This window comes from Pandoraea fibrosis (genome assembly GCF_000807775.2).
GTDB classification, from domain to species: Bacteria; Pseudomonadota; Gammaproteobacteria; order Burkholderiales; family Burkholderiaceae; genus Pandoraea; species Pandoraea fibrosis.
The window spans coordinates 2,851,742-2,873,323 of record NZ_CP047385.1 but is presented as its reverse complement, the minus strand read 5'-3'; the positions used below and the strand labels follow the sequence as shown (position 1 = coordinate 2,873,323).

The window sequence follows — 21,582 nt, the reverse complement described above, 5'->3', positions numbered from 1 at the left end:
ACAAATACAAGAACGATATTGAATTAGCGCACCGCCGCGCCCCTCCCGCATCAAAGGCATTACCGGCGTTTGGAATTCGGCGCAGCGTGGTCTGACTGCCACGGTCGTTGCGAGATCGCGGGCCACTCGCGATCCTCATCAACCGGTTTTGCCGAACGCAGAATCCGATAACCTTGCCCTCGCACAGCGGCCAGTTGCAGCTCACCCGTGAGGCTGAATTGCAGCTTGTTGCGTAGCCGGACCACCAGAACATCGATGCGACGTGTTTCCCGATCGACATTCAGGCGCCAGACATTTCGCAAGAGCGCTTCTCTCGAGACGGTCTTCTCGAAGTTGGAGAAAAGCGTCCAGGCCACATCGAACTCAAGATCCGTCAACGCGATGGGATGCCCGGCCACCTGCACCGAACGTGTGGTGACACACAGTTCGTAAGCGCCGATATGGATGTGCGTGGGGCGTCGGGTGTTGCGGAGTGGCCGTCGCACCAGCGCACGCAAGCGCGCCAGAAAGACGAGTGGCGCGCAGGAGGCATCGACGCATTCGCTTGCGCCCGCGTCGAGCGCCATCACCTCCTCGTGGTCTGTCATTCGAACGCCGATGACCAGAATCGGCACCGACGGATTGCGCAGATGCACGACTCTGATCCGATCGAGCGAGGCCCAGCGCACCCGCCGTAAATCAATGACGACGACGTCGGGAACACCCTTTTCGATCGCCATCAGAGCTTTTTCGAGCACGTGAAACGTCAGGAAGTAATGCCCGTCGTCCGACATCGAGCGCACGAGCCTTTCCACTTTCGCGTGATCCCCGCTTGAAGGCGCTTCAACTGACGACGTGTTCGCGTCGAGAAACGTCGACTCAGTCAGTATCAATGCAAACACCGTGTGTCCTCCGGCTTGCTTCAGTCATCGCAGTCGCGTGTCGGCCCGTCGCTGCGAAGCGCGCCGGACGCGCCGCGACCGGTCATTTCCTGGGCCGAAGCATGGAAACCACCATCATTCGCATGAACAAGCGAATGTTTAACGTGGGTATACAGACGCCGCTGGCGCCCGAAGCGCACACCCGATATCCCGCGCTGAAATGAGATTTCGGTGCGTAACCATCGGACCGCACGACTTGCCGCCAATGAGACGTTCGATAAATCCGCATCGCTTTGTTATCTCGTCTTGGGGATCGCCGGACGCGCGGGTTACCGGGCCAAAATCCAAGCCCAACCGACGCCCAGCAATCCAAGCGCCATTCCCACCAAACGTCCCTTCGCGTTGCTTTTCACGGTGTTTATCCCGTCACACAGGCGATGGCCCTCCATCACACCGAAGATGACCAGTGCCGGCCTGACAAAGAGCAATAGCGCCAGCGCCACTTCAACGGCGACCCAATGCCACGTCTCATCCAGGGCACCGTCGGCGAGCATGAATATCGCGAAGTTGACACTCAGCGTAATGATTCCCGCCCACCCGACACCGCCCATGAACGCCTCCCCTTCAACCATTCGCCACCTCCCTGTCCTTGACTGCGCCAGCTGCCCGCTCTGCGGGGCAAGGGGCATTGCTCGACGCAAATGTGTCCAGATACGCCTTCACACGCGAAACGACACCCCGCCAGTCCTCGTGCAATGGCCTGCGAAATAGTGCGGCCGACGGATACCAGGGACTGTCGTCCCGGAGGTAATGCCAACGCCAATCGCCATAGGGTGGGAGCAACACGCATAGTGGCTTGCCCATCGCGCCGGCAAGATTTGCCACCGAGGTATCGACACTGATGATGAGATCCATCGCCGCCATGCATGCCGCTGTGTCGCTAAATGTCTGAAGCGTTGGCCCCAGATCGATGAAATTGGGAAGTCGTGCAGCATAAGTCGCCGCCTCGGCAGCCCCTTCTCCCTTTTGCAGGCTGTAGAAGGTGACATCGTCTCGTTCGAATAACGGATCGAGCACACTGAGCGACGAAAGCGACCGCCAATGATCGTTCTCGTGAGTCGGTGCGCCCTTGAAAACGATGCCGACCTTCAATGCGCCTTCCCTGCCGGGTTTCATCGGGAGCCGTTCAGTTCTCGTCGCGTGGCAGTACGGAATCGATGCAGACAAATGCTCGAGATCCAGGGGCAGATAAGCCGGAATGTCGTAGGGGTACACCCAGTAATCGTGGTGTGCCACTTCGCCTGCTTGCGCTTGGGAGACCGAGTACACCGCATCGACCCGCGACGCGGCTTGAAACAGTTCATACAGCGGGTTCTGGCACACAACGCTCACATGGCTGGCGCCCATTTGATCCTTCAGCATTGCGGCAAAGCGCAGAAAGAAAATCTCGTCGCCCAGACCAAACTCGCTCCAGATCACAATGGATCGCCCTTCGAGCGACTCCCCCGACCACGCGGGATAAACCGGCGGCTGCGCCTCAGTGCGTCGCTCCCAAGGCCATTTCCTGATGAGTGCCTCGCGAAGCCTAAAGCCCCACTCGATCTCCCCCATCCCCATCTTGTTAAGCGCTTGATACAGCCACACGTCGTGCCTGTTCGGGAGTCGCTGCACGGCGTAGTTCCAAAGCGTCTCTGTCTCGGCCACGCGTCCGAGGTTCAGGAGGACCAGGAAGAATTGGTGATAGACGGAAAAGTGATAGGGGTAATGCTCCAGCGTTTGCCGGTACGCCGTCACGACCGACTCGGCGTCGGGTTGTCGATCGGCACTCGCCATCATGGCTCTCGCGCTACGCACCTCTCGTTTGCGCAGCACCAGCTCAATCGCGCATTCCGCACTTCCGCCAATCGTCTGATCGATATCGTGCGCTCGCTCATCGTAGTGATGGCGGACCAGCACGATTCGCTCACAAGCGGCCACGTTCGAGAACGCTCGCACCAAATCGCTGACATTGACCGACTGCGCGAGCGCCTTGCGGGGTTTATGAATCGTAAAACTGAACTTGTGATCGGCGTTGAAGCGGCTCGGCCACACGCCCTTTTCGTACAGGTCCTCGTCCGGTACGGTCACGACAACGTATCCGCCCGGCTTGACCAGATCCAGCCAACGTCCGATTGCCTCGAACGGATTGGTGAGATGCTCCAGACAATGACTCGAATGCACGAAATCGAAGGCGCGATCCTCAAGCCCCTCCATCGCCAAGGCGTCACCCTGCGCCAGATCCCAACTCACGACATTGCGCATGCCCGGGAAGAGATAGGCGTAGTTGGACAGCGGGTCGTTCCCGACACCGATATCAATGCCGCTCCCAACGAAATAGTGGTCTCGAAACACCGGATCGGTATATCGGCGCAGTGCGGATTTTCGCGTCTCATGCATGCCGCACCTCGTGCAATTGCTGCCAAAGCGCGTCCAACCGTTGACCGAGGATCGAGGGACGACCTTCGAAAATCAACTTCTGAATGGCCTGCGGACCGGCCAGCTTCTTTGCGAGCACCGAGCGCTCCTGGGGGTTCTCCACCAGTCGCTTGACCGCCGAAAAGTATTCCTCGTCGTTCCGGGCAATCATCCACGCAGGGAATCCAAGCCGACGGAACATGGCTTCGTCGATATGCTCGTTGACCTCCGGCCCCGTCTTGCATACGCCCACCAAGCCGGCCCAGACGGTATCGACAATGCCGTTTGTATTGCCGAACGGGAACGGATTCATGAAGAGATCGCATCCCGCGATGACGTTCATGTAGGCCTCGTAGTCCTGATGGCCGTAGACAATGCCGCTGCCTCCCATCATGCGCCGGACCAGATTCTGCAACTGCGGGCGCATCAGGCCGATGGCCTGCCCGACGAGGAAGTGGAACTCAACGGGAACGCTGGATTCGCGCGCAATGCGCCCGCACATCTCGAAGAACCGCGGATTGAGCTTGATGGTCGTGGCCGCCACCGCGATACGCACGGCATTGTTCGTGCGGGGCAGTGGTTTGAGATCCATATCGAGCATGGCGGCTGGCGGTCGATAGGGCATGCCGTCGGAAGGCAGCTTCAGCAACTTTTCACTGAAGCACTTCTCATCCCCCACGTAATCCTCTTCGACAACGACATAGTCGATGGCATGCCCGTGCGTTGTCGCCGGATGACCAAGCGCCATGACCTGGAGCGGCGCGACGCGCAGGCAGGCCATCACCATGGTGATAGGGAACATACCGACGCTGGGCATGTACATTACCTGTGCGTCTCGTGCTTCGCACAGCTCCCGAATCTGACTGGCATCTGCCCACGAATTACCCCCCGTGATGGGAACAAATTCATCAAAGATGGCCCGCCCCACTTCGTCCACGCGGCTCTCGTAGCCCATACCGACCACATGGAACCGCTCACGCATCGCCGACATGGTCAGTGAATGCGTCCGGTAAATGGAATGGTTCTTGGAGAACCATTCCAATACCACTACGGCGACCGGCTTGTTCGCACCGGCCGGACGCTCGGCTTGTCGCTTCGTGTCAAAAAGACCGAGGCTCTGGAGCTTGCGCCGAATCAAGGTATTGATCGGCTTCTTGATGTCGTGCTTGCCCGGAAGATCGGCGTAGCTGCAAAACATGTAGGCGTCGTGCAGCACGCCGACCGGCAGATCGTCCAGGCTATCGATCTCGTCGAGCCGCTCAGGCAGCCAGCGCAACAGCATTTCGCGCTTTTGGTGCGCGGCAGGCGTGCCGAGAAAGCGTGACGACATGAGCGTAATCGCCAGTCTTGCCGCCATCCTCTTGTCGAACTTCCAAAGCATGTCCCAGTCCAGTCGGACTTCCGACTCCGGCAAATAGAACAACTGGAATTTGTGCATCAGCTTGGGCGGAATGCTCAACTCGGTGCGCGCCATATTGTCCATGCCCAATGCGCGCAGAATATGATCCGCATTCCGGAACGGGCTCGACGCGAATAGCGCAGCGATCCAGCGCTGAAAATGCGTAATCTGCATGAGCCCCTGTTCCGAAAATGTGAATTCCGGATCGGCAACCAGACTACTGATGGCGGACGTCAGGCGCACCAGCAGGTGCTCGTCCAGAATCGGTCGCGCCTCAGCCGATTGGGCCCACCCATCGAGGCCGCGCAGGTACCCGTAGTTCTCATCGAGCACGCGCAGCAAGCGGATAAGCTCTCGACCAGCGGCTTCGTAGTCGCGTCGATAACACAGGTACTCGAAGTTGTTCAGGCTGATATCCATTGGATTCTCTCGAAAATTGGACCGGGTTCAATGGCTCCAGCTCATCGCGAGCCATACCTGCGTCGGCAACGCCGACTGCGACCACGACGCGGGCGAGAACGGGAATCGTCGCGCCAGCGACAGCGACAACGTCAGCCCGATCGGAGTCAGCCAGTCCGCGCTCACGCCATAGCCGCTGAGCAGCCGTTCATTGCGCACATTGGGAATGCCGACATACCCGGAACTCCAGCCCGGCCACGGATCGTGATTGATGCGGGCGAAGGCAACGTCAACGAACGTGCCAAGCTGTAGCTGATGGCCGGGGAAGATCGGGAACCGGTGATAGAGACCAAGGTTCAGCACGGCGGCATCGTCTGCGGATTCTTCGTCGATGGGGTAGGCACGCACGGCACTTGGGCCGCCGAGCATCATCTTTTCGCTGAAGTCGAGGTTTTTGCTGGCCCACTGCGTGTTCAACCGGCTTAGCACGTAGGTGTTGCCGGTGCCGCCGATCTGCCAGATCTTCGAACCCAGCAGCGTGAACTTTGCATAGTTGCCAGCGCGCTGTGGTCCTGCGTCAAAACTGGCTTCATCGCTACTCTGATGTCCAACAGTGATCGCGCCCACGACGCTCCAAGGCTCCGCCCTCAGGGCGATCTGGCGATCACCGTTGTCGGCCTGCATCTGGAAGCGCACCGAACTGAGCGTGCTGCGTGTACTGAAGTCGAAGTCATCCCAGGTCGTCTTCGAGTTGGTGTGCAACAGCAGGATTTGCCCGCGAACGTTTCGGTCCAGCCCACGCGTGAAGGGGTAATCGATGCCGATGTTCGCCGTATTCGAAAGACCGGAGAGCGCCGTTCCGGCGTTGATGCTGTACGTCTGTGCGCTCCAGCCCGCCGTGGCGCGCAACCCCTGATCGCCGAGCGGAACGCTGGCCATCACACCGCCGGTCCACATTTGCTTGTTCGTCACAAACACGTTGGCGGCATAGTTGTCGCCGATGCCGAACACGTTGTTGCCGGACACCGACGCACCAAGGCGGGTCTTCCCTGTGGACTCCACCCCTTGGTTGTCGATGCTCGCGCCAAACGTGTACGGTTCGCCCTGCTCTGCCACGCTGAACGTAAGCTGCACCGCCCCCGTTCCTTCGCCCGGTGCCGCCTGAGGCGTGCCGTCCATTCTGACGCCAGGAATGTCCTGAAGCAGTTGCGTCGTGCGCTCGAGATTGGCCGTTTGCAAGACACACGACGTCGCGCTCAGATCCTGCGTGTTGCACAACGCCTGATGAATCACCTTGATAAGGTGCCCGTCCTTGGCTCGTGAGTGGTTCTGAAGGACAACGTGACTCACCCGGCCGGGATAGACGGAAAACACCGTATACCCGGTGCGGTTGGCTGTTTCCCAATCGTCTGCCGTCATGACGACCAATCCCACGGGAAAGCCGCCTTGCCGGAGTGCTTGCGTCAGACGCTCCGACCATTGCGTGACGTCTTGAAGTGTTTTCGGCGCAGGTTCGGTCATCTGCGCGAGCGCAGACTCCAGTGCCTCACGCATGCCTGCCGGTAGCGTCGCGAGCTCTGGCACAACCCGAATAGCGATGCTCCCGGCGACGATTTGCCCGTTCCGATGCACCGAAAGCGGCACTTCCGGAGCATGCGAAATCGCCTGTGCACAAGGCGTCAATGCCCACAGCACAGCGGCGATCGTGATGATTTTCCGCCAGCGATTTCGGTGGCTTTCGGTTAGGTTCCGCACAGTTCGGCTCTTCCGTTTGTCGTCAGTCGGCGCCGCGGCAGCAGTGTCTGCCACGGCGCCAATCCACTCACTTCGCAATCGAGCTGACTTGTGCGGCATGCGCCGTCTGATCCACCGGCATTGACGCGTTCGCCAATGGCGACGGCGCCCCGAGTGTGGCCCGCTCCTTGAGCCATCCGTGGGCCGAGACTTTGTAGGCCTTGCTCGCCCTTGTCCCCGCTTCTGTGTAGAAGTACTCGCTCGTCTTCGGGTTGAAAGTGAGATCCGACTTGATGCCGGTCTGTTCGTCGACTGAGGTGTAGTGCTTCACGCCATCGCCGCCGTCCAGGAGTTTGAGCTGACGTTTGACGGGTCCGTCAGGAGTATGAAGGGCGATCTCCGCCTGATCGCCGTTCAGATCGATCTGTAAATGCTCGAGCGACACCTCGCCCCAGTACGACACATCCCCCGAATCCACGGCCAACGGCACTGGCTGCTCCAGGTACATCACACCGTGGGTGTTCAAGATCAACGTGCCAAGACCGACGGCACCGAGCACACCTCCAACGATTCCGCCGACGCTGTTGCTCCCGCCGCCCGAATCGCCGGTTGAGGGATTGGTGACGCCGCCGTCTCCCGGCGTATTGGTCGTCGGGTCGGTGGGGTTTGTCGGATTCGTTGGCCCTGTCGGATCGGTGGGGTCTACCGGGGTCGTATTGCCGTTGTTATCGGGAATGTTGTAGTCGATGTAGACCTTTGCGTCGCCCGACTGATTCACGGCGATGGAGCCGTTCGCGTTGCCCGGTGCGCTCACGTTCAGCACACTGTTGTCGCTCGCGGCGATCAGGGCATGGTTCCCCAGAACCATACTTACGCCGTTGGTCGAGTTGCCGCTGATATTCCCCAAACCACTTCCCGACACATCGACCAAGCCATCGATGCTCACGCCGCTACCATTCAGACTGCTTCCGGTAATGTGGCTCGACCCGTTATCGGATGTCTTGATGACACCGTCCGCTCCGACGGCCATCCCTTGCGCGTTCGTCGACATGCCCGACACGTTACCCGACGCATAGTCCTTAATGTCGACCAGGCCATCGACTTGAGCGCCACTACCGTTCGTCGACGCACCAGAGATATCGATCGATCCGTTGTCCGACGCACTCGCCAAGCCGTTGACGTCAATCAGTGCGCCAGTGCTGTTCTCCGAGCGTCCCAGGATAATGATCGAACCGTTCTCGCGAGCGTTCACGGTTCCGTTGATTTGCGCGCCAACGCCATCCATCGAATTGCCCGAGATTGTCGCGGAGCCTTCACCCGATGCCGTCACCGAGCCGGTCGGATCGAGAAGTACGCCTGCGTCGCTCGCAGAGGTACCTGAGACGTTGACGCGGCCGTTGCCGGAGACATCGATCGCCCCTCCGACTTGGGTGCCAACGCCGTTCGTCGATGTGCCTCTGAAGGTTGTCCGGCCATCGCCCGAAACATGGATCGCTCCATCAGCTTGAGTGCCGACCCCACTCGTCGAGGTGCCCGAGACGTCTACCGTTGCACTGTCGTTCACGTTGATATCGCCATCGAGCAACGTGCCGGTGCCATTGGTCGAAATTCCGGAAACGCTCAGAGCGCCGGCACCTGAGACATTGACGTCCGACCCGATTTGTACACCGCTGCTATCGTTCGACGTACCCGAGAGGTCCGCTACGCCATTTCCCGAAACGTTGACTGAGCCGCCTGCCTCGGAAAGGCCAACGCCAGACTCGGATGATCCGATCAGCGTCATGCGACCGCCTGAGATATCGACATCCGCCGGCAGAGAAACGCCGCTTCCCGAGACGCTGTTGCCAGCGATCGTCAGCGCCCCATCTCCGGATACCTTCACACTGGCCAACAGAACGACGCCGTCTCCGGTCTGTGACGTGCCGTTCATCTTCACCACGCCGCCGGAAACATCGATCTCCGATGCAGCAATACCCGACGTGACGCCACTTCCCGTCAGATCAATGGAACCGCTCTCGGAAGCAACGACATGCTGCGCCTCGATGCCAGCAGTCGTAGTGCTTGTGCCATTGACAATGATAGAGCCCGTGCCAGAAGCGGCGACGTTGGTGGCGCTGACGCCAGCCGCCGATCCGGTGTTGGTTCCCAGGATATCGATCTCGCCTGCGGACGCGCTGACATTGGTTGCGCTAACGCCGGCCCCCGATCCAGTGCTGACGCCGGCGAGATGAATGACGCCGCCAGCCGCGGTAACGTTGGATGCGCTCACGCCTGCGCCTGAGCCAGCGCTCGCACCGTCCACATCGATCAAGCCGCCGGATGCAGTGACGTTCGTAGCAACAACGCCGATGCCCGAAGTATTCGTGGCGGTACCGTAGAGATTGATTTTCCCATCGTCGGAAACGGTGATCTTGTTTGCCTTGATGCCGACAAACCCTGCCCCCGTGACATTCGCAGAGCCGCTTCCCGAGACTTCAAAGCCGCTTAACGCAACGGCGGCGGCTGTCTGATTGGGATTAGCGGAAGCAACGCTACCCACAATATCGATTGAGCCGCTTTCGAACACATGGACATTCGTCGCCCCAACGCCCTCTCCTGCCACGGCGGTACCGGTGGCATTGAACGTACCGCCTCCGGAAACGTTGACGTCGGTCGCTCTGATGCCATAGGCGGAATACGACCCACCATAGGACGAATAACCGGTCACGTCGACTGAAGCGTCGCCCGAGACATCGAGGTTGGTTACGTTAACCCCTGCAGATCTCTCTCGCCCTGCGGTATTGCCAACAACATTGAGGGACCCCAGACCGGAGACACTAATGTTATTTGCGTCAACGCCGAAAGACATATTGTCCTTGTCGCTACCGTTCGAGATTCCAGTGATATTGGCGGAGCCGCTGCCTTCAATCGTAAGATTCGCCAGCATCACACCGTGCGCCGTATCCGTCGAGATTCCATTGCCGGAAATTCCTAGCTCACCGTTGTCTGCAACATCGATGCGATCCGCAATCACTCCCGTCGTGCCAGTGCCCACCACCCCCACTTTAGCGTCGCCACTGATTGTCAGATCGGCAATATTGACGCCCGTTGCAGTGTCCGATGTGCCGTTCATCGCCACCGAGCCACCGGTCGCATTCACGTCCGTTGCCGAGATTCCCGCTGTGGCGCCATTCCCAACGAGATCGATGACGCTGCTTCCGGCAGCCTCGACGTGATTGACGTCAACACCCGCACTCGCCGCGCTTGTGCCATTGAGATGAATGGCTCCGCTGCCGGAAGCGGTGACATTAGCGGCGAGGACGCCCGCTCCCGCTCCGGTGCCATTGCCCGCAATATCAAGCACCCCGTTGTCCAGGACATTGATCTGGTCGGCAATCACCCCCGTCGCGCCGGTACCAACACCCTCTACCTTAGCGTCGCCACTTACCGTGAGATTGGCAATATTGACACCTGTCGCGGCTTCTGATGTGCCGTTCAGTTTTACTGAACCACCGGAGACATTCCCGTCAGTGACCGAGACGCCCGCTGTCGCGCCATGTCCAATGAGATCGATTGCGCCGTTACTGGAAGCGATGACCTGATTGGCGTCAACACCCGTGCTCGCCGCACTGGCGCCATTGAAATGCATGGATCCATTGCCGGAAACGGTGACGTCGGTGGCGCTGACGCCTGCCCCGGATCCAGTGCCATTTCCAGTGAGATCGATTGAACCGCCGGAAGCAACGATGTGGCTGGCGGAAATACCTGCACCCGCTCCCCCACTGGTCCCGCTGAAATTAGCCGAACCACCGGAAACGTTTACGGTCGTTGCGACAATGCCGCCCCCCGAAGCGGCAGTCCCTGTGAAATTGAGTGAACTGCCGGTAGAGGCCCTCACATTGGTTACATTGATTCCTGCGCCTGATCCAGTCGCTGTTCCGATGGCGTCAATTGAGGCATCACTGGAGACGATAGCAGTGGTTATACAAACGGCGTTACCCGTTCCGGAGGTCGTTCCGTTGAAAGAAATTAACGCGCCGTTGGACGCATTGACATTAGTGGCAACAACGCCCGAGCCCGTGCCGCGGCCAGTCCCGTTGAAATCTACGGTCCCGCCAGAAACGGTAAGCCCTCCTATGCTGACGCCAGTGAACTTACCCCCATTGCCAGTGAAATTGACCGAGGCATGGTCGGAGACGCGAACGACACTCACATTAATTCCGATAAAACCCGACCCCGTGAGATTGGCGGAAGCCTCGTCAGCAACGCTCAGATTGTTGACGAAGACTGCCGCGTCGTTTTGATTGGTATTACTGAAGTTCGAGGTGCCAACAAGATCGAGCGATCCGTGGCCTGAGACTGAGACATTGGTGACGTGAACTGCTTGCCCTGTTTGCGCGACACCGGTGACATTGAGCGAGCCATTTTCCGACACACTAATGTTATTCGCCATAACGCCGAAGGGGGAAAATGAACCGTTATAGGTACTATTCCCCGTCACGTTGACCCTGCCGTCGCCGAAAACACTGAGGTTTGCGATGTTCACCGCGGAAGAATCATTTCTCCCAAGAGACTCGCCGGCGATATTTAGCGATCCGTGCTCGGAAACACTGATATTGTCCGCAATGACACCGTGGCTATCCAGGTCTTTAGTAAGGACTCGGCCTTCACCAGTGATATTGACAGAGCCACTCCCTCCGATCGTGAGGTTCGTGACTTTGACACCCGTTCCGTGGTAGCCCTCATTTGGCGGGGTTCCGATACCGGAAATGTCAAGCGCGCCGCTATTCGACACAACGATATTGTCTGCGGCTACGCCCGTTCTTCCCGCGCCTGTCAGTCCAGCCGTGGCGGTTCCGTCAATCGTCAAGTTTGAAATATCGACGCCAGTCGACAAACCCGACGAACCATTGATATCGAGATGACCGTCGGACACATTTATCGCGGAGTTCTCAAGCCCTTTGACGCCAACGTTGCTATTGGATGATCCCGTAAGCGCCACGTTGCCGGAGACAACGTTCACGTTGCCGGCCAGTTGCAACCCTACCGCCCCAGAGGTCTCACTCCCCCCCGTGATACTGACGTTGCCCTTCGTGTCAAAGGTCACGTTATGCCCGGTGCTTCCGACATACGCCGTGCCATCAGTTGCCACCATATTGACGTTGAGCGCACCGTCGCCGTCCGCCGCAATTCGCACATCCGTCTGATCCCCGATGTACAGACTGTTGTTGGCAAGCAGCGTCAGGTTTGCGCTCTGGGCGCTATGCGTGACGATGTCTGCTTTCACCGAGATATTGCCCGTGGCAGGGCCATCACTCGCCGTGGTGATCGTCACGTCCGTGCCGCTGTTCAGCGCGTCGACCAGCGAGCCGTTGTTCACCACCGCCGTCTCGGACCCGGTATTCCAATTGAACGTGCCGTTGCCCAACGGGCCGGTGTAGTTTGTGTCGTCATCCGTGCTAATCGTCACATCCGTCGGATCGATCAGCCACGAGCCATTCTTGCCGTTCGGTGCCGACGCATCGACCTGCCCTTGCATGTTCAGGTAACGGCCCGACGTCTCCAGAAAGCCGCCGTTGCCATGCACCGAACGCGCCATGATCTGGGCGCCACGGTCGATCTGTACTGCGTCGGCGAACGTCACGTTGCCGATCAATCCTGCTGCCTTGGTGCCCGGCACCTTGTGCAGCGTGTCACCGCCAATGACCGCATAGCCTGCGTCGCCATCGCCGCTCACATCGATGCGCGCTGTGTCCGATAGGCCGATGCGGTTGCCTGAGAGCACCACGTCGCCGCCCACACCACCCGCGCTCATGTTCGACGCATCGAGCTTGCCCGTGACGATCACGTCGCCTGTGCTGCCTGCGTCAGCCACAATCGCTCCTGAGCCGGCTTGCACCACGCCCGACATATTGATCACCGTCTTGAGCAACGTGTCGCTACCGCGCGCGGTCAGCAGGACCGAACCGTTATCCGCCACGATCTGACCGCTGTTCTCCACCAAGGCACTGGCTGTCGCGTTGGTCAGCGTCAGGCTCAGGCCCTGGCTGTTGGCCAGCGCCACTGTGGCGCTATCGCCCGCGGCGAGCACCACCTGCCCGCCCGGCACCGTGATCGAGCCGGTATTACGCACCTGATCGCCCATCAGCGTCACAAAACCCGACGCATTGATCGTGCCGTCATTCTGTACTTTTCCGTTCTGGCCCGTCGACGATAGGGTCAGCACGTCCCCATTCATGAACGCATTCGGATCGATCGCCTTGGTCGTCGCCAACAGCGAACCGACGTTAACCACCGCGCCCTTACCAAAGAGAATGCCGCTGGAGTTCTGGATGAAGATCTGACCGTTGGCGAGCAGACTGCCCTGAATATTGGACGGCATGCCACCGCTGACGATATTGAGCGTCTTCGACTGAGCGTTCGGTTGATTGAACTGAACCGTATTACCCGCACCCACGTTAAACGTGTTCCAGTTAATCACCCCGCGCTGGGTGTTCTGATCGACGGTCATGGTGCCGCCATTCGTGCTGATCGTGCCCGAGCCTGCGGTGTATTGACCGCCTGTGGGCAGCGACTGCGCGAACGCTGTCGTCTCCGCCAACGCAAGCACAATCGCCAGCACCACGCTCTTGATCCCTGAGACGACATGTAAATCAACGACAGCACCACCTCCGGTGCCAGTACCCAGTCCCTTCCCTTGGCCCTTAGCGTCCTCACCTACGGCTACCAGCATGCCCAGACGCTCACTAAACACCTTACGGAATCGGTTCTTATTCATGAATTACCCACCCTATCGATAAATATGTGGGCAGCGGCGCGCAACGAGGAACGATCACGCCGCTCTGCCTTTTCAGGCAAATCGACGCCCCCCTCGACGTTGTCGCTCAAGATCGAACTACCGACCCAAGCGCACTCTCGTCTTGCGCGCGGACAAATTCGGTGCCCCAAGGCACACTTGCCCACGAATGCCAGCACGATAGGTGAGCGCCTGGAAACGAATCTTTGAATAACGAACGCTCTCGTTTGAATGCCAACCTGAGACTCATCATCTACCGGCAATCGCAGGCCTTACCGAAACGACAGTCGTCAGGTTCTTTCGTTGAAGAATGAAGAATCCGAGGCTCGCAAACACCTCGTTCAGGGAAGCACGAGAGATTGCGTCAGAGCCGTATTGCGAGGTGGGATATTTGAAGAACAGCAGGGAGAGTCTCCCCTCCACCACCAATGTGAAGGGGAGGTGAACAAGACAAGGGAACGCGGTGGTGTTCCCGAAACGAGCGTCACGACCGGTTGCCAATCACCTCGTATCACTTTGCATTTGCGCTTGGCCGTATAGCCCAGCTTGCCGACTCCGGCAATGGTGCAGGCGCGCCAATCGAGGTATGCGCTTTGAGCCAGCCGTGGGCCGAGACCTTGTACGGCTGCCCCGCCTTCATTCCCGTCTCCGTGTAGAAGTATTCGCTCGTCTTCGGATCAAACGTCAGATCCGACTTAACGCCGGTCTTCGCATCGACCGAGGCGTAGTGCTTCACACCATCGCCACCATCTAAAAGTTTGAGTTGACGTTTGAGTGGCCCAGTCGGACTGCGGAGCGCAAGTTCCGCCTGACCGCCCTTCAAATCGATCTGTAGATGTTCGAGCGACACTCTGCCCCAATAAGACAAGTCGCCGATGTCGACAATCAACTCTGCCGGCTGCTCCAGGTACATCACCCCATGGGCGCTCATGACCAGCGCCCCGCCAATACCGGCGGCACCAAGCACGCCACCCACGATCGCACCGGTGTTGCTGTGCCCACCGCCGGAATCCCCGCTGGTCGGATTTTCCGGCGTGTTGTTGGTCGGGTCCGTTGGATTTGTCGGATTGACGGGATCGGTCGGGTCTATCGGCGTAGTGTTCTCGGGAAGAATATCGAGGCCCCACTTCACGTTACCGGACAGGTGCAGAACAATGTCGCCCTCACCCGCACCTGGCGCGGTGACGTATATCGAGCTGTCATCACTGGCAGTAAACTCCCCCACCAGACTCTTGCCGTCGGCTGAGTGGCCGCTGACATTCGCGGAACCGTTGCCTGACACATTGAACGAACCATTAACGACCACCCCGGTGCCGTCCGTGCTACGCCCAGCTACGTTGGAGGATCCTTGGTCAATTGTGCTGACGGAACCGTTCGAGTCCACCAACGTTCCGGTGCTGTTCGCACTGTTGCCGCTGATGTCGAGCGCGCCGTTCCCGGAGACATTCACCGTGCCGTTGATGAGCACGCCGGCGCCATCGGTACTATTTCCCTTGATGCTGGTAGCGCCGTTGTCAGTCGTCCCCATGGAACCGTTCAGGTCCACCAGCGTGCCTGTACTGTTCGCGCTGTTGCCGCTGATGTCGAGCGTACCGCTCCCGGAGACATTCAAGGTGCCGTTGACGAGCACGCCGGGACCATCGGTACTATTTCCCTTGATGGTGGTAGCGCCGTTGTCAGCCGTCCTGATAGAACCATTCAGATCCACCAGCGTGCCCGTGCTGTTTGCGCTGCTACCGCCAATGTCGAGCGTACCGCTCCCGGAGACATTCATCGAACCGTGGATCACCGTGCCGTTTCCCTCGGTCGAATTACCCGTGATATTGGCAGTACCGGTGTTCGAAACGTTCACGCCGCCGTTGATCAGAGTCCCAGTGCCGTTCGCCGAGCCGCCTGAAATGTCGAACGTACCGCAACCAGAAATAGTGACCGAACCGCCCGCCCCCAAAACTGTGCCGTTTCCATTCGTGCTATTGCCGCTAACGTTGACCTCGGAGTTGGAGCCCACGCCCACAGCACCATTGATTCGGCTCCCATCGCCGTCAGCCGAAGTCCCCGAGATATTGATAGAACCGTTAACCAAAGTGTTGATGTTTGTTGCATCGACGCCCACGCCCGAACCGGTGGCGGTACCCGTGACATCGAGTTTTGCTTGATCGAGAACCAACATGGCGTACACATAAGCCGCATCCCCTGCCCCTGAGCTACTTCCACTGAAAATAGCTGAACCATTGTCCCGAACAGTGGCATTTTTTATGTAGATTCCAACGCCGTTATCACCGCCATTACTCTCTCCTTCAATACGAACTAAAGAGTCTTGAGCAGCACTCGTAGCAGAGACATAAACTCCATACCCCACCCCGGTCGTCGCCGACGACGTTCCATGAAGATAGATTTCACCGTGACCAGATGCATTCGCATTGGTTATGCTGATTCCATAGCCACCTGACCGACTGGTTTGGCCGGAAATATTGGCGGCCCCGGTATCGGATACATTCAGGCTGGATAGCGAAACCCCCGTTTGACCTGATCCGTTAATTTCAACTGCACCGCTTCCGCTAACTAGCAGACTGGTAAGGTGGACGCCCACTCCGGACCCAGACGTTCCGTCGACGCGAAGGCGGCCTCCGGTCACATTCAACGAGGAGTTCTTAACGGCGTCTACGGCATTTTGGCTGTCGGACGCCCCCGTGAGCGCCACATTGCCGGAGAGTACGTTCACGTTGCCGGCCAGTTGCAGCCCCACCGCACCCGAGGTCTCACTCCCCCCCGTGATACTGACGTTGCCCTTCGTGTCAAACGTGACAGTGTTGCCGGTGCTTCCGACATACGCCGTGCCGTCAATTGCCACCATATTGACGTTGAGCGCACCGTCGCCGTCCGCCGCAATTCGCGCATCCGTCTGATCGCCGATGTACAGGCTGTTGTTGGCAAGCAGCGTCAGGTTTGCGCTCTGGGCGCTATGCGTGACGATGTCTGCCTTCACCGAGATATTGCCCGTGGCAGGGCCATCACTCGCCGTGGTGATCGTCACGTCCGTGCCGCTGTTCAGCGCGTCGACCAGCGAGCCGTTGTTCACCACCGCCGTCTCGGACCCGGTATTCCAATTGAACGTGCCGTTGCCCAACGGGCCGGTGTAGTTTGTGTCGTCATCCGTGCTAATCGTCACATCCGTCGGATCGATCAGCCACGAGCCGTTCTTGCCGTTCGGTGCCGACGCATCGACCTGACCTTGCATGTTCAGATAGCGGCCTGATGTCTCCAGAAAGCCGCCATTGCCATGCACCGAACGCGCCATGATCTGCGCACCACGGTCGATCTGCACCGCGTCGGCGAACGTCACGTTGTCGATCAATGCCGCTGCCTTGGTGCCGGAAATCTTGTGTAGGGTGTCGCCACCGATGACCGCATAGCCTGCGTCGCCATCGCCGCTCACATCGATACGCGCTGTGTCCGATAGGCCAATGCGGTTGCCTGAGAGAACCACGTCGCCGCCCACACCACCTGCGCTCAGGTTCGACGCATCAAGCTTGCCTGTGACGATCACGTCGCCCGTGCTGCCGGCATCCGCGACGATGGCGCCTGAGCCGGCTTGCACTACGCCCGACATATTGATCACCGTTTTGAGCAACGTGTCGCTACCGCGCGCGGTCAGCAGGACCGAACCGTTATCCGCCACGATCTGACCGCTGTTCTCCACCAAGGCACTGGCTGTCGCGTTGGTCAGCGTCAGGCTCAAGCCCTGGCCGTTGGCCAGCGCCACCGTGGCGCTATCGCCCGCCGCGAGCACCACTTGACCGCCCGGCACTGTGATTGAGCCGGTGTTGCGTACCTGATCGCCCATCAGCGTGACAAAGCCCGAGGCCTGGATGTTGCCGTCGTTCTGCACTAAACCGCTCTTGCCCGTCGACGACAACGTCAGTACGTCCCCATTCATAAACGCGTTCGGATCGATCGCTTTAGTCGTCGCCAGCAGCGAACCGACGTTCACCACGGCGCCCTTACCAAAGAGAATGCCGCTGGAGTTTTGAATGAAGATCTGACCGTTGGCGAGCAGGCTGCCCTGAATATTCGAGGGCACGCCACCACTGACGATGTTCAGCGTCTTGGACTGAGCGTTCGGTTGATTGAACTGAACCGTATTACCCGAGCCAACGTTGAACGTGTTCCAGTTGATCACACCGCGCTGGGTGTTCTGATCGACGGTCATGGTGCCGCCGTTCGTGCTGATCGTGCCCGAGCCCGCCGTGTATTGACCGCCTGTGGGCAAGGACTGGGCAAATGCCGTCGTCTCCGCTAGCGCCAGAACAATCGCCAGCACTACGCCTTTGATGTCCGAGACGACATGGACATCGGCGACAGCACCGCCTCCGTTACCAGCACCCAGTCCTTTGTCTTGGCTCTTCGCGTCCTCACCTACGGCTACCAGCATCCCAAGACGCTCACTGAATACCTTGCGAAATTGGTTCTTGTTCATGAATTGCCCACTCTATCGAAAAATATATGGGCAGCGGTGCGTTTGACGAGGAACGACGCCCCATTGCCTTCTCGGGCAATTGGCACAGACGCCATCTTTCAACGTCATCGCTCGAAATCCACAAAGCGACTCGGCCGCCGTTTCATCACGCGAGGACACACCAACTACCCAGTGGCACACTTGCCCACGAATGCCAGCACGATAGGTGAGCGCTTAGAAGTAGGTCTTTGAATATGAGGCGATAGCGTTTGCCAAACATGCGAAATCCCGCGCATTGAGCACAACCACCACCGTCAAAACCGACCGCAACACCCCCTCGGCCACCCAAGCAAAAAATCAAAAATCAGGCTCGGTTTTTCAAACATCCTTCGGCGCATTAAGACGTCAAATCCCCCAAAGTGCTTTTTTTGCACGACGCAAGGGAATTGAAAAATTGTTTCGACGAAGCCTGTGGTTAATTTTGTCGTTGTGGTGCTCGGGGGTGTACGCACAGCAAGTGGGGGTCTATCCCGGTGACATGAAGCAGCTGGACGGTGGGCGCGAACGAACCTACGCGTGGAGCTTCGACTATCAGCAGCCCATACACCGTTATTTCGACGTGTCCTTCACATGGCTCAACGAAGGGCATGTGACGAACCATCATCGCGATGGATTTGCACTGCAGCTTTGGGCGCACCGAGAATTTTTCGCGGGACGTTTCGACGCAGGGATCGGTCTCGGACCCTATACCTACTTCGATACGGTTGCGACCGGCCCAGACCGGGCGTACGAAAACAAGCATGGCGTGGGCATGATGTACAGCGCGTACCTCGCATGGTATTTCCGGCCTCACTGGGCCGTGTCATTCCGGACCAACTGGGTACACACGCATCGCAGCATCGACACCGCGACGTACATGCTCGGCGTTCGCTACCGCTTCAACGATCTGGCACGCGGCGAGCCACACGCGCCGCCCGCCGCAGTTGCAGGAAAGCACACGTTATACGCATTGGGCGGCTTATCCGTGGTGAATAGCCGCACGTCGCAAAACGCACCGGCCTATTCAGTGGAATACCGTCACGCCTTCAATGATTGGTTCGACGGCGCAGTAGCGTTCATTAACGAAGGAAAAAGCGATATCGGATACCGGCAAGGCATGACCGCGCAGCTATCGCTCGGCCAGAGCTTTCTCGGCGATCGCCTCGGGCTAAGCGTAGGGTTCGGTCCCTACTTCACGTGGCATCAATACCATGCCAACCCGGAAGCCGGCGGACGGCGAGACGTCGTCTCCGGTCTGTTGACGATGGGTGCTTCCTATTCGTTCTCGAAGCGATGGGTTGGGAAGGTCGCATGGTCACGGGTGATGTCGAGGTCGGATCGCGATAGCGACATCTTCCTCACCGGTATCGGTTTCAAGTTCTAGGCCCCGGCGACCGCCATGCCTCTTGGCTCACGTCGGGGTGACGATTTTTGATAGTGCTGTCGACTCCATGTGCAAACGATCATTCTTCGGCTTCTGCGGACTCGTTGTCGCCTCGTTGGGTTACTGCGGGTCTCTGGAAGACACCGCGTCCGAACCTCGGGCGGCAACTGTTGTGTCGCCGGCCCAGCAGCGCGTGATCGACGCGAACATTGCCGGCCTGCGCTCGCCAAGCGACCGCGCCGTCGCACGGGGATGGTCGCGCGCCAAGCAGGTCGCCGAATTCATTTGCCGCCCAAACGCGCAGTCGGCTTTCGACGGCAAGCTCAAGGGCGTGGATCGCGTCTTCCTTGGCACTAGCGAACCCAACACCCTCAGCCTGATTCGCAACGATAAATTGATCGGTATCGGTCAGGCGAGATTCGACGCCGGCTGGCGCAAGTTCTCCTTCGAATGCCTGATGGACCCGAAAACCGCCAAGGTCACGAAGTTCCTGATTTCAATACAGGCGGTGCCTTCGGTTTGATAACGACGCCCGAAAAAACGGCGCAAAGCCCGGCCAATTGTCCGCCACCGCGATGACGCCTCGATTTCGTCTCATTCTTATCGCCAATTTGACTCATTTGACCGCTCGCGCCGTTTTTCCCGAAAGGACCCGGGGTACAGTCCGGGAACAACTGTCATGAAGCAATTCGCTGAATGGTTTTCCGACTTTTTTGCACCAGCCCCCTGATCGTCAGTCACTTTCGTTGCCGCAAAAGCCGACTATCCAATGCTCAATGCGCGATCAATTTTCCATCACGTTGAAGCGAGAATCATCATCCATGCGCCTTAGAAATCACCCATTGACGTGCATGTTCGGCTTAGTACTGCTGGGTATTGCCAGCGCATCAGCGAGCGCGTCAGACAGCTCGGCAAATCCGAAGATCACCGACCCGCACTTCAAGTTCGCAGCCGGCTATCTCCCGCAAAAGGATTTGCCGAACAGTCTCGAATTGCTCGGACCACCGCCGGCCGAAGGCAGTGCTGCACTCGCCCGCGACGAAGCCGCACGCGAAGCCACCGTGCCGTTGCGCGGCAAGGCGCGTGCCGACGTCGCACGTCTCGACGCCGATCTGGTGTTTCCACAACCGGCCAAGAACTTCTCTTGCGCGATGGGCGTCGACATCGACCAAAAGAAGACGCCTCACCTGTACCACCTGATGGAGCGAGTCCTGACCGATGCCGGGATGTCGACCTACGGCGTCAAGAACAAATACAACCGCACTCGCCCCTTCGTGGTTCACAACGAAGGCACCTGTTTGCCTGAGCAGGAACCGTTGCTGCGTCACGACGGCTCGTACCCGTCGGGCCACACGGCTGCCGGTTGGGCCTGGGCACTCGTATTGGCCGAAATCAGCCCGGATCGCGCCGATGCGCTGCTCAAACGCGGTCTGGAATTTGGCCAAAGCCGGGTCGTCTGCAATGCCCATTGGCAAAGTGACGTGGACGCCGGACGCACGATGGGCGCCGCCACGGTGGCCAAGCTGCATACCAATGCGCAATTTCTCGCCGACGTGAAGGCCGCTCGCAAGGAAGTTCAGGCCGTCCGCGCCAAGGGTGCTACGTCGACAGCCAATTGCGGCGCAGAAGAAGCCGCCTTGTCGGCGCAATAACAAACTCACCGGACGTTATCGCTTGTCCATAGAAAACGGAAACTGAATGACAAAGAAGTCCCTTTACACATGGCTAGGCGCCGCCGCGCTCACGCTCGCGACCGGCATCGCTTTTGCAGAAACGATCATCATCGCCCCCCACGAACCGCCAGCCGCACGAGTGGAGGTGGTGCCAGCTGCACGCGCGGGTTACGTCTGGGACCCCGGCCACTGGCGTTGGGCCGCAACGGGATATATCTGGGAACCCGGGCATTGGCAACCGGTGCGGGTCGGGCATCGCTGGATACCGGGTCACTGGGTCCGGTACGGCGCGAGCTGGCGTTGGATGCCCAGCCACTGGGATTGAGCATCGTCAACAGGATTGTTTGGCAGACGTAATCGGCTCAGGTCATGCTCGCGTAGGCGCGGTTCTCAGCGGCTCTAAACAGGC

Annotated in this window: 11 protein-coding genes; 4 read left to right on the top strand and 7 right to left on the bottom strand. The window is 59.0% G+C overall.

Going from position 1 to position 21,582, the window contains the following annotated elements; genetic code table 11:
• Nucleotides 1-59 precede the first annotated feature (59 nt).
• From PI93_RS12735 to PI93_RS12705, 7 genes are all read right to left on the bottom strand, one after another.
• Nucleotides 60-773, bottom strand: coding sequence for a response regulator transcription factor (locus tag PI93_RS12735; protein WP_236105867.1), 714 nt, complete (start codon nucleotides 771-773; stop codon nucleotides 60-62).
• 416 nt (nucleotides 774-1,189) lie between these two features.
• Entirely contained in the window at nucleotides 1,190-1,492 is a 303-nt protein-coding gene (locus PI93_RS12730; protein WP_039371470.1) for a hypothetical protein, read from the bottom strand.
• Nucleotides 1,485-3,296: a methyltransferase domain-containing protein gene (locus PI93_RS12725; protein WP_080759229.1), complete on the bottom strand. Its 1,812-nt coding sequence runs from the start codon at nucleotides 3,294-3,296 to the stop codon at nucleotides 1,485-1,487. Before PI93_RS12725 ends, PI93_RS12730 begins: the two co-directional genes overlap by 8 nt.
• Entirely contained in the window at nucleotides 3,289-5,133 is a 1,845-nt protein-coding gene (locus tag PI93_RS12720) for a peptide transporter (RefSeq protein WP_039371467.1), read from the bottom strand. The genes PI93_RS12725 and PI93_RS12720 overlap by 8 nt, the downstream gene beginning before the upstream one ends.
• Before the next feature lie 27 nt (nucleotides 5,134-5,160).
• Nucleotides 5,161-6,666: a ShlB/FhaC/HecB family hemolysin secretion/activation protein gene (locus PI93_RS12715; protein WP_144400263.1), complete on the bottom strand. Its 1,506-nt coding sequence runs from the start codon at nucleotides 6,664-6,666 to the stop codon at nucleotides 5,161-5,163.
• Between the two features lie 268 nt (nucleotides 6,667-6,934).
• The gene (locus PI93_RS12710) at nucleotides 6,935-13,603 is read right to left on the bottom strand and encodes a two-partner secretion domain-containing protein (RefSeq protein WP_080759228.1); all 6,669 of its coding nucleotides are present in this window, start codon (nucleotides 13,601-13,603) and stop codon (nucleotides 6,935-6,937) included.
• Between the two features lie 529 nt (nucleotides 13,604-14,132).
• Complete coding sequence (locus tag PI93_RS12705) at nucleotides 14,133-18,098, bottom strand: beta strand repeat-containing protein (RefSeq protein WP_039371461.1); 3,966 nt, start codon at nucleotides 18,096-18,098, stop codon at nucleotides 14,133-14,135.
• Nucleotides 18,099-18,372: 274 nt separating this feature from the next.
• Here PI93_RS12705 and PI93_RS12700 point away from each other — a divergent pair, with 274 nt between their 5' ends.
• From PI93_RS12700 to PI93_RS12685, 4 genes are all read left to right on the top strand, one after another.
• Nucleotides 18,373-19,500 (top strand): hypothetical protein, encoded by a 1,128-nt coding sequence (locus tag PI93_RS12700; RefSeq protein WP_144400261.1) that lies wholly within the window; start codon nucleotides 18,373-18,375, stop codon nucleotides 19,498-19,500.
• A gap of 67 nt (nucleotides 19,501-19,567) precedes the next feature.
• A complete protein-coding gene (locus tag PI93_RS12695) occupies nucleotides 19,568-20,023 on the top strand; it encodes a hypothetical protein (RefSeq protein ID WP_144400260.1) in 456 nt (151 codons plus the stop codon).
• Nucleotides 20,024-20,351: 328 nt separating this feature from the next.
• Nucleotides 20,352-21,152, top strand: a complete 801-nt coding sequence (locus tag PI93_RS12690) for an acid phosphatase (protein ID WP_039371453.1) — start codon at nucleotides 20,352-20,354, stop codon at nucleotides 21,150-21,152.
• 46 nt (nucleotides 21,153-21,198) lie between these two features.
• Nucleotides 21,199-21,498, top strand: a complete 300-nt coding sequence (locus tag PI93_RS12685) for a YXWGXW repeat-containing protein (protein ID WP_080759226.1) — start codon at nucleotides 21,199-21,201, stop codon at nucleotides 21,496-21,498.
• The last annotated feature ends 84 nt before the right edge of the window (nucleotides 21,499-21,582 follow it).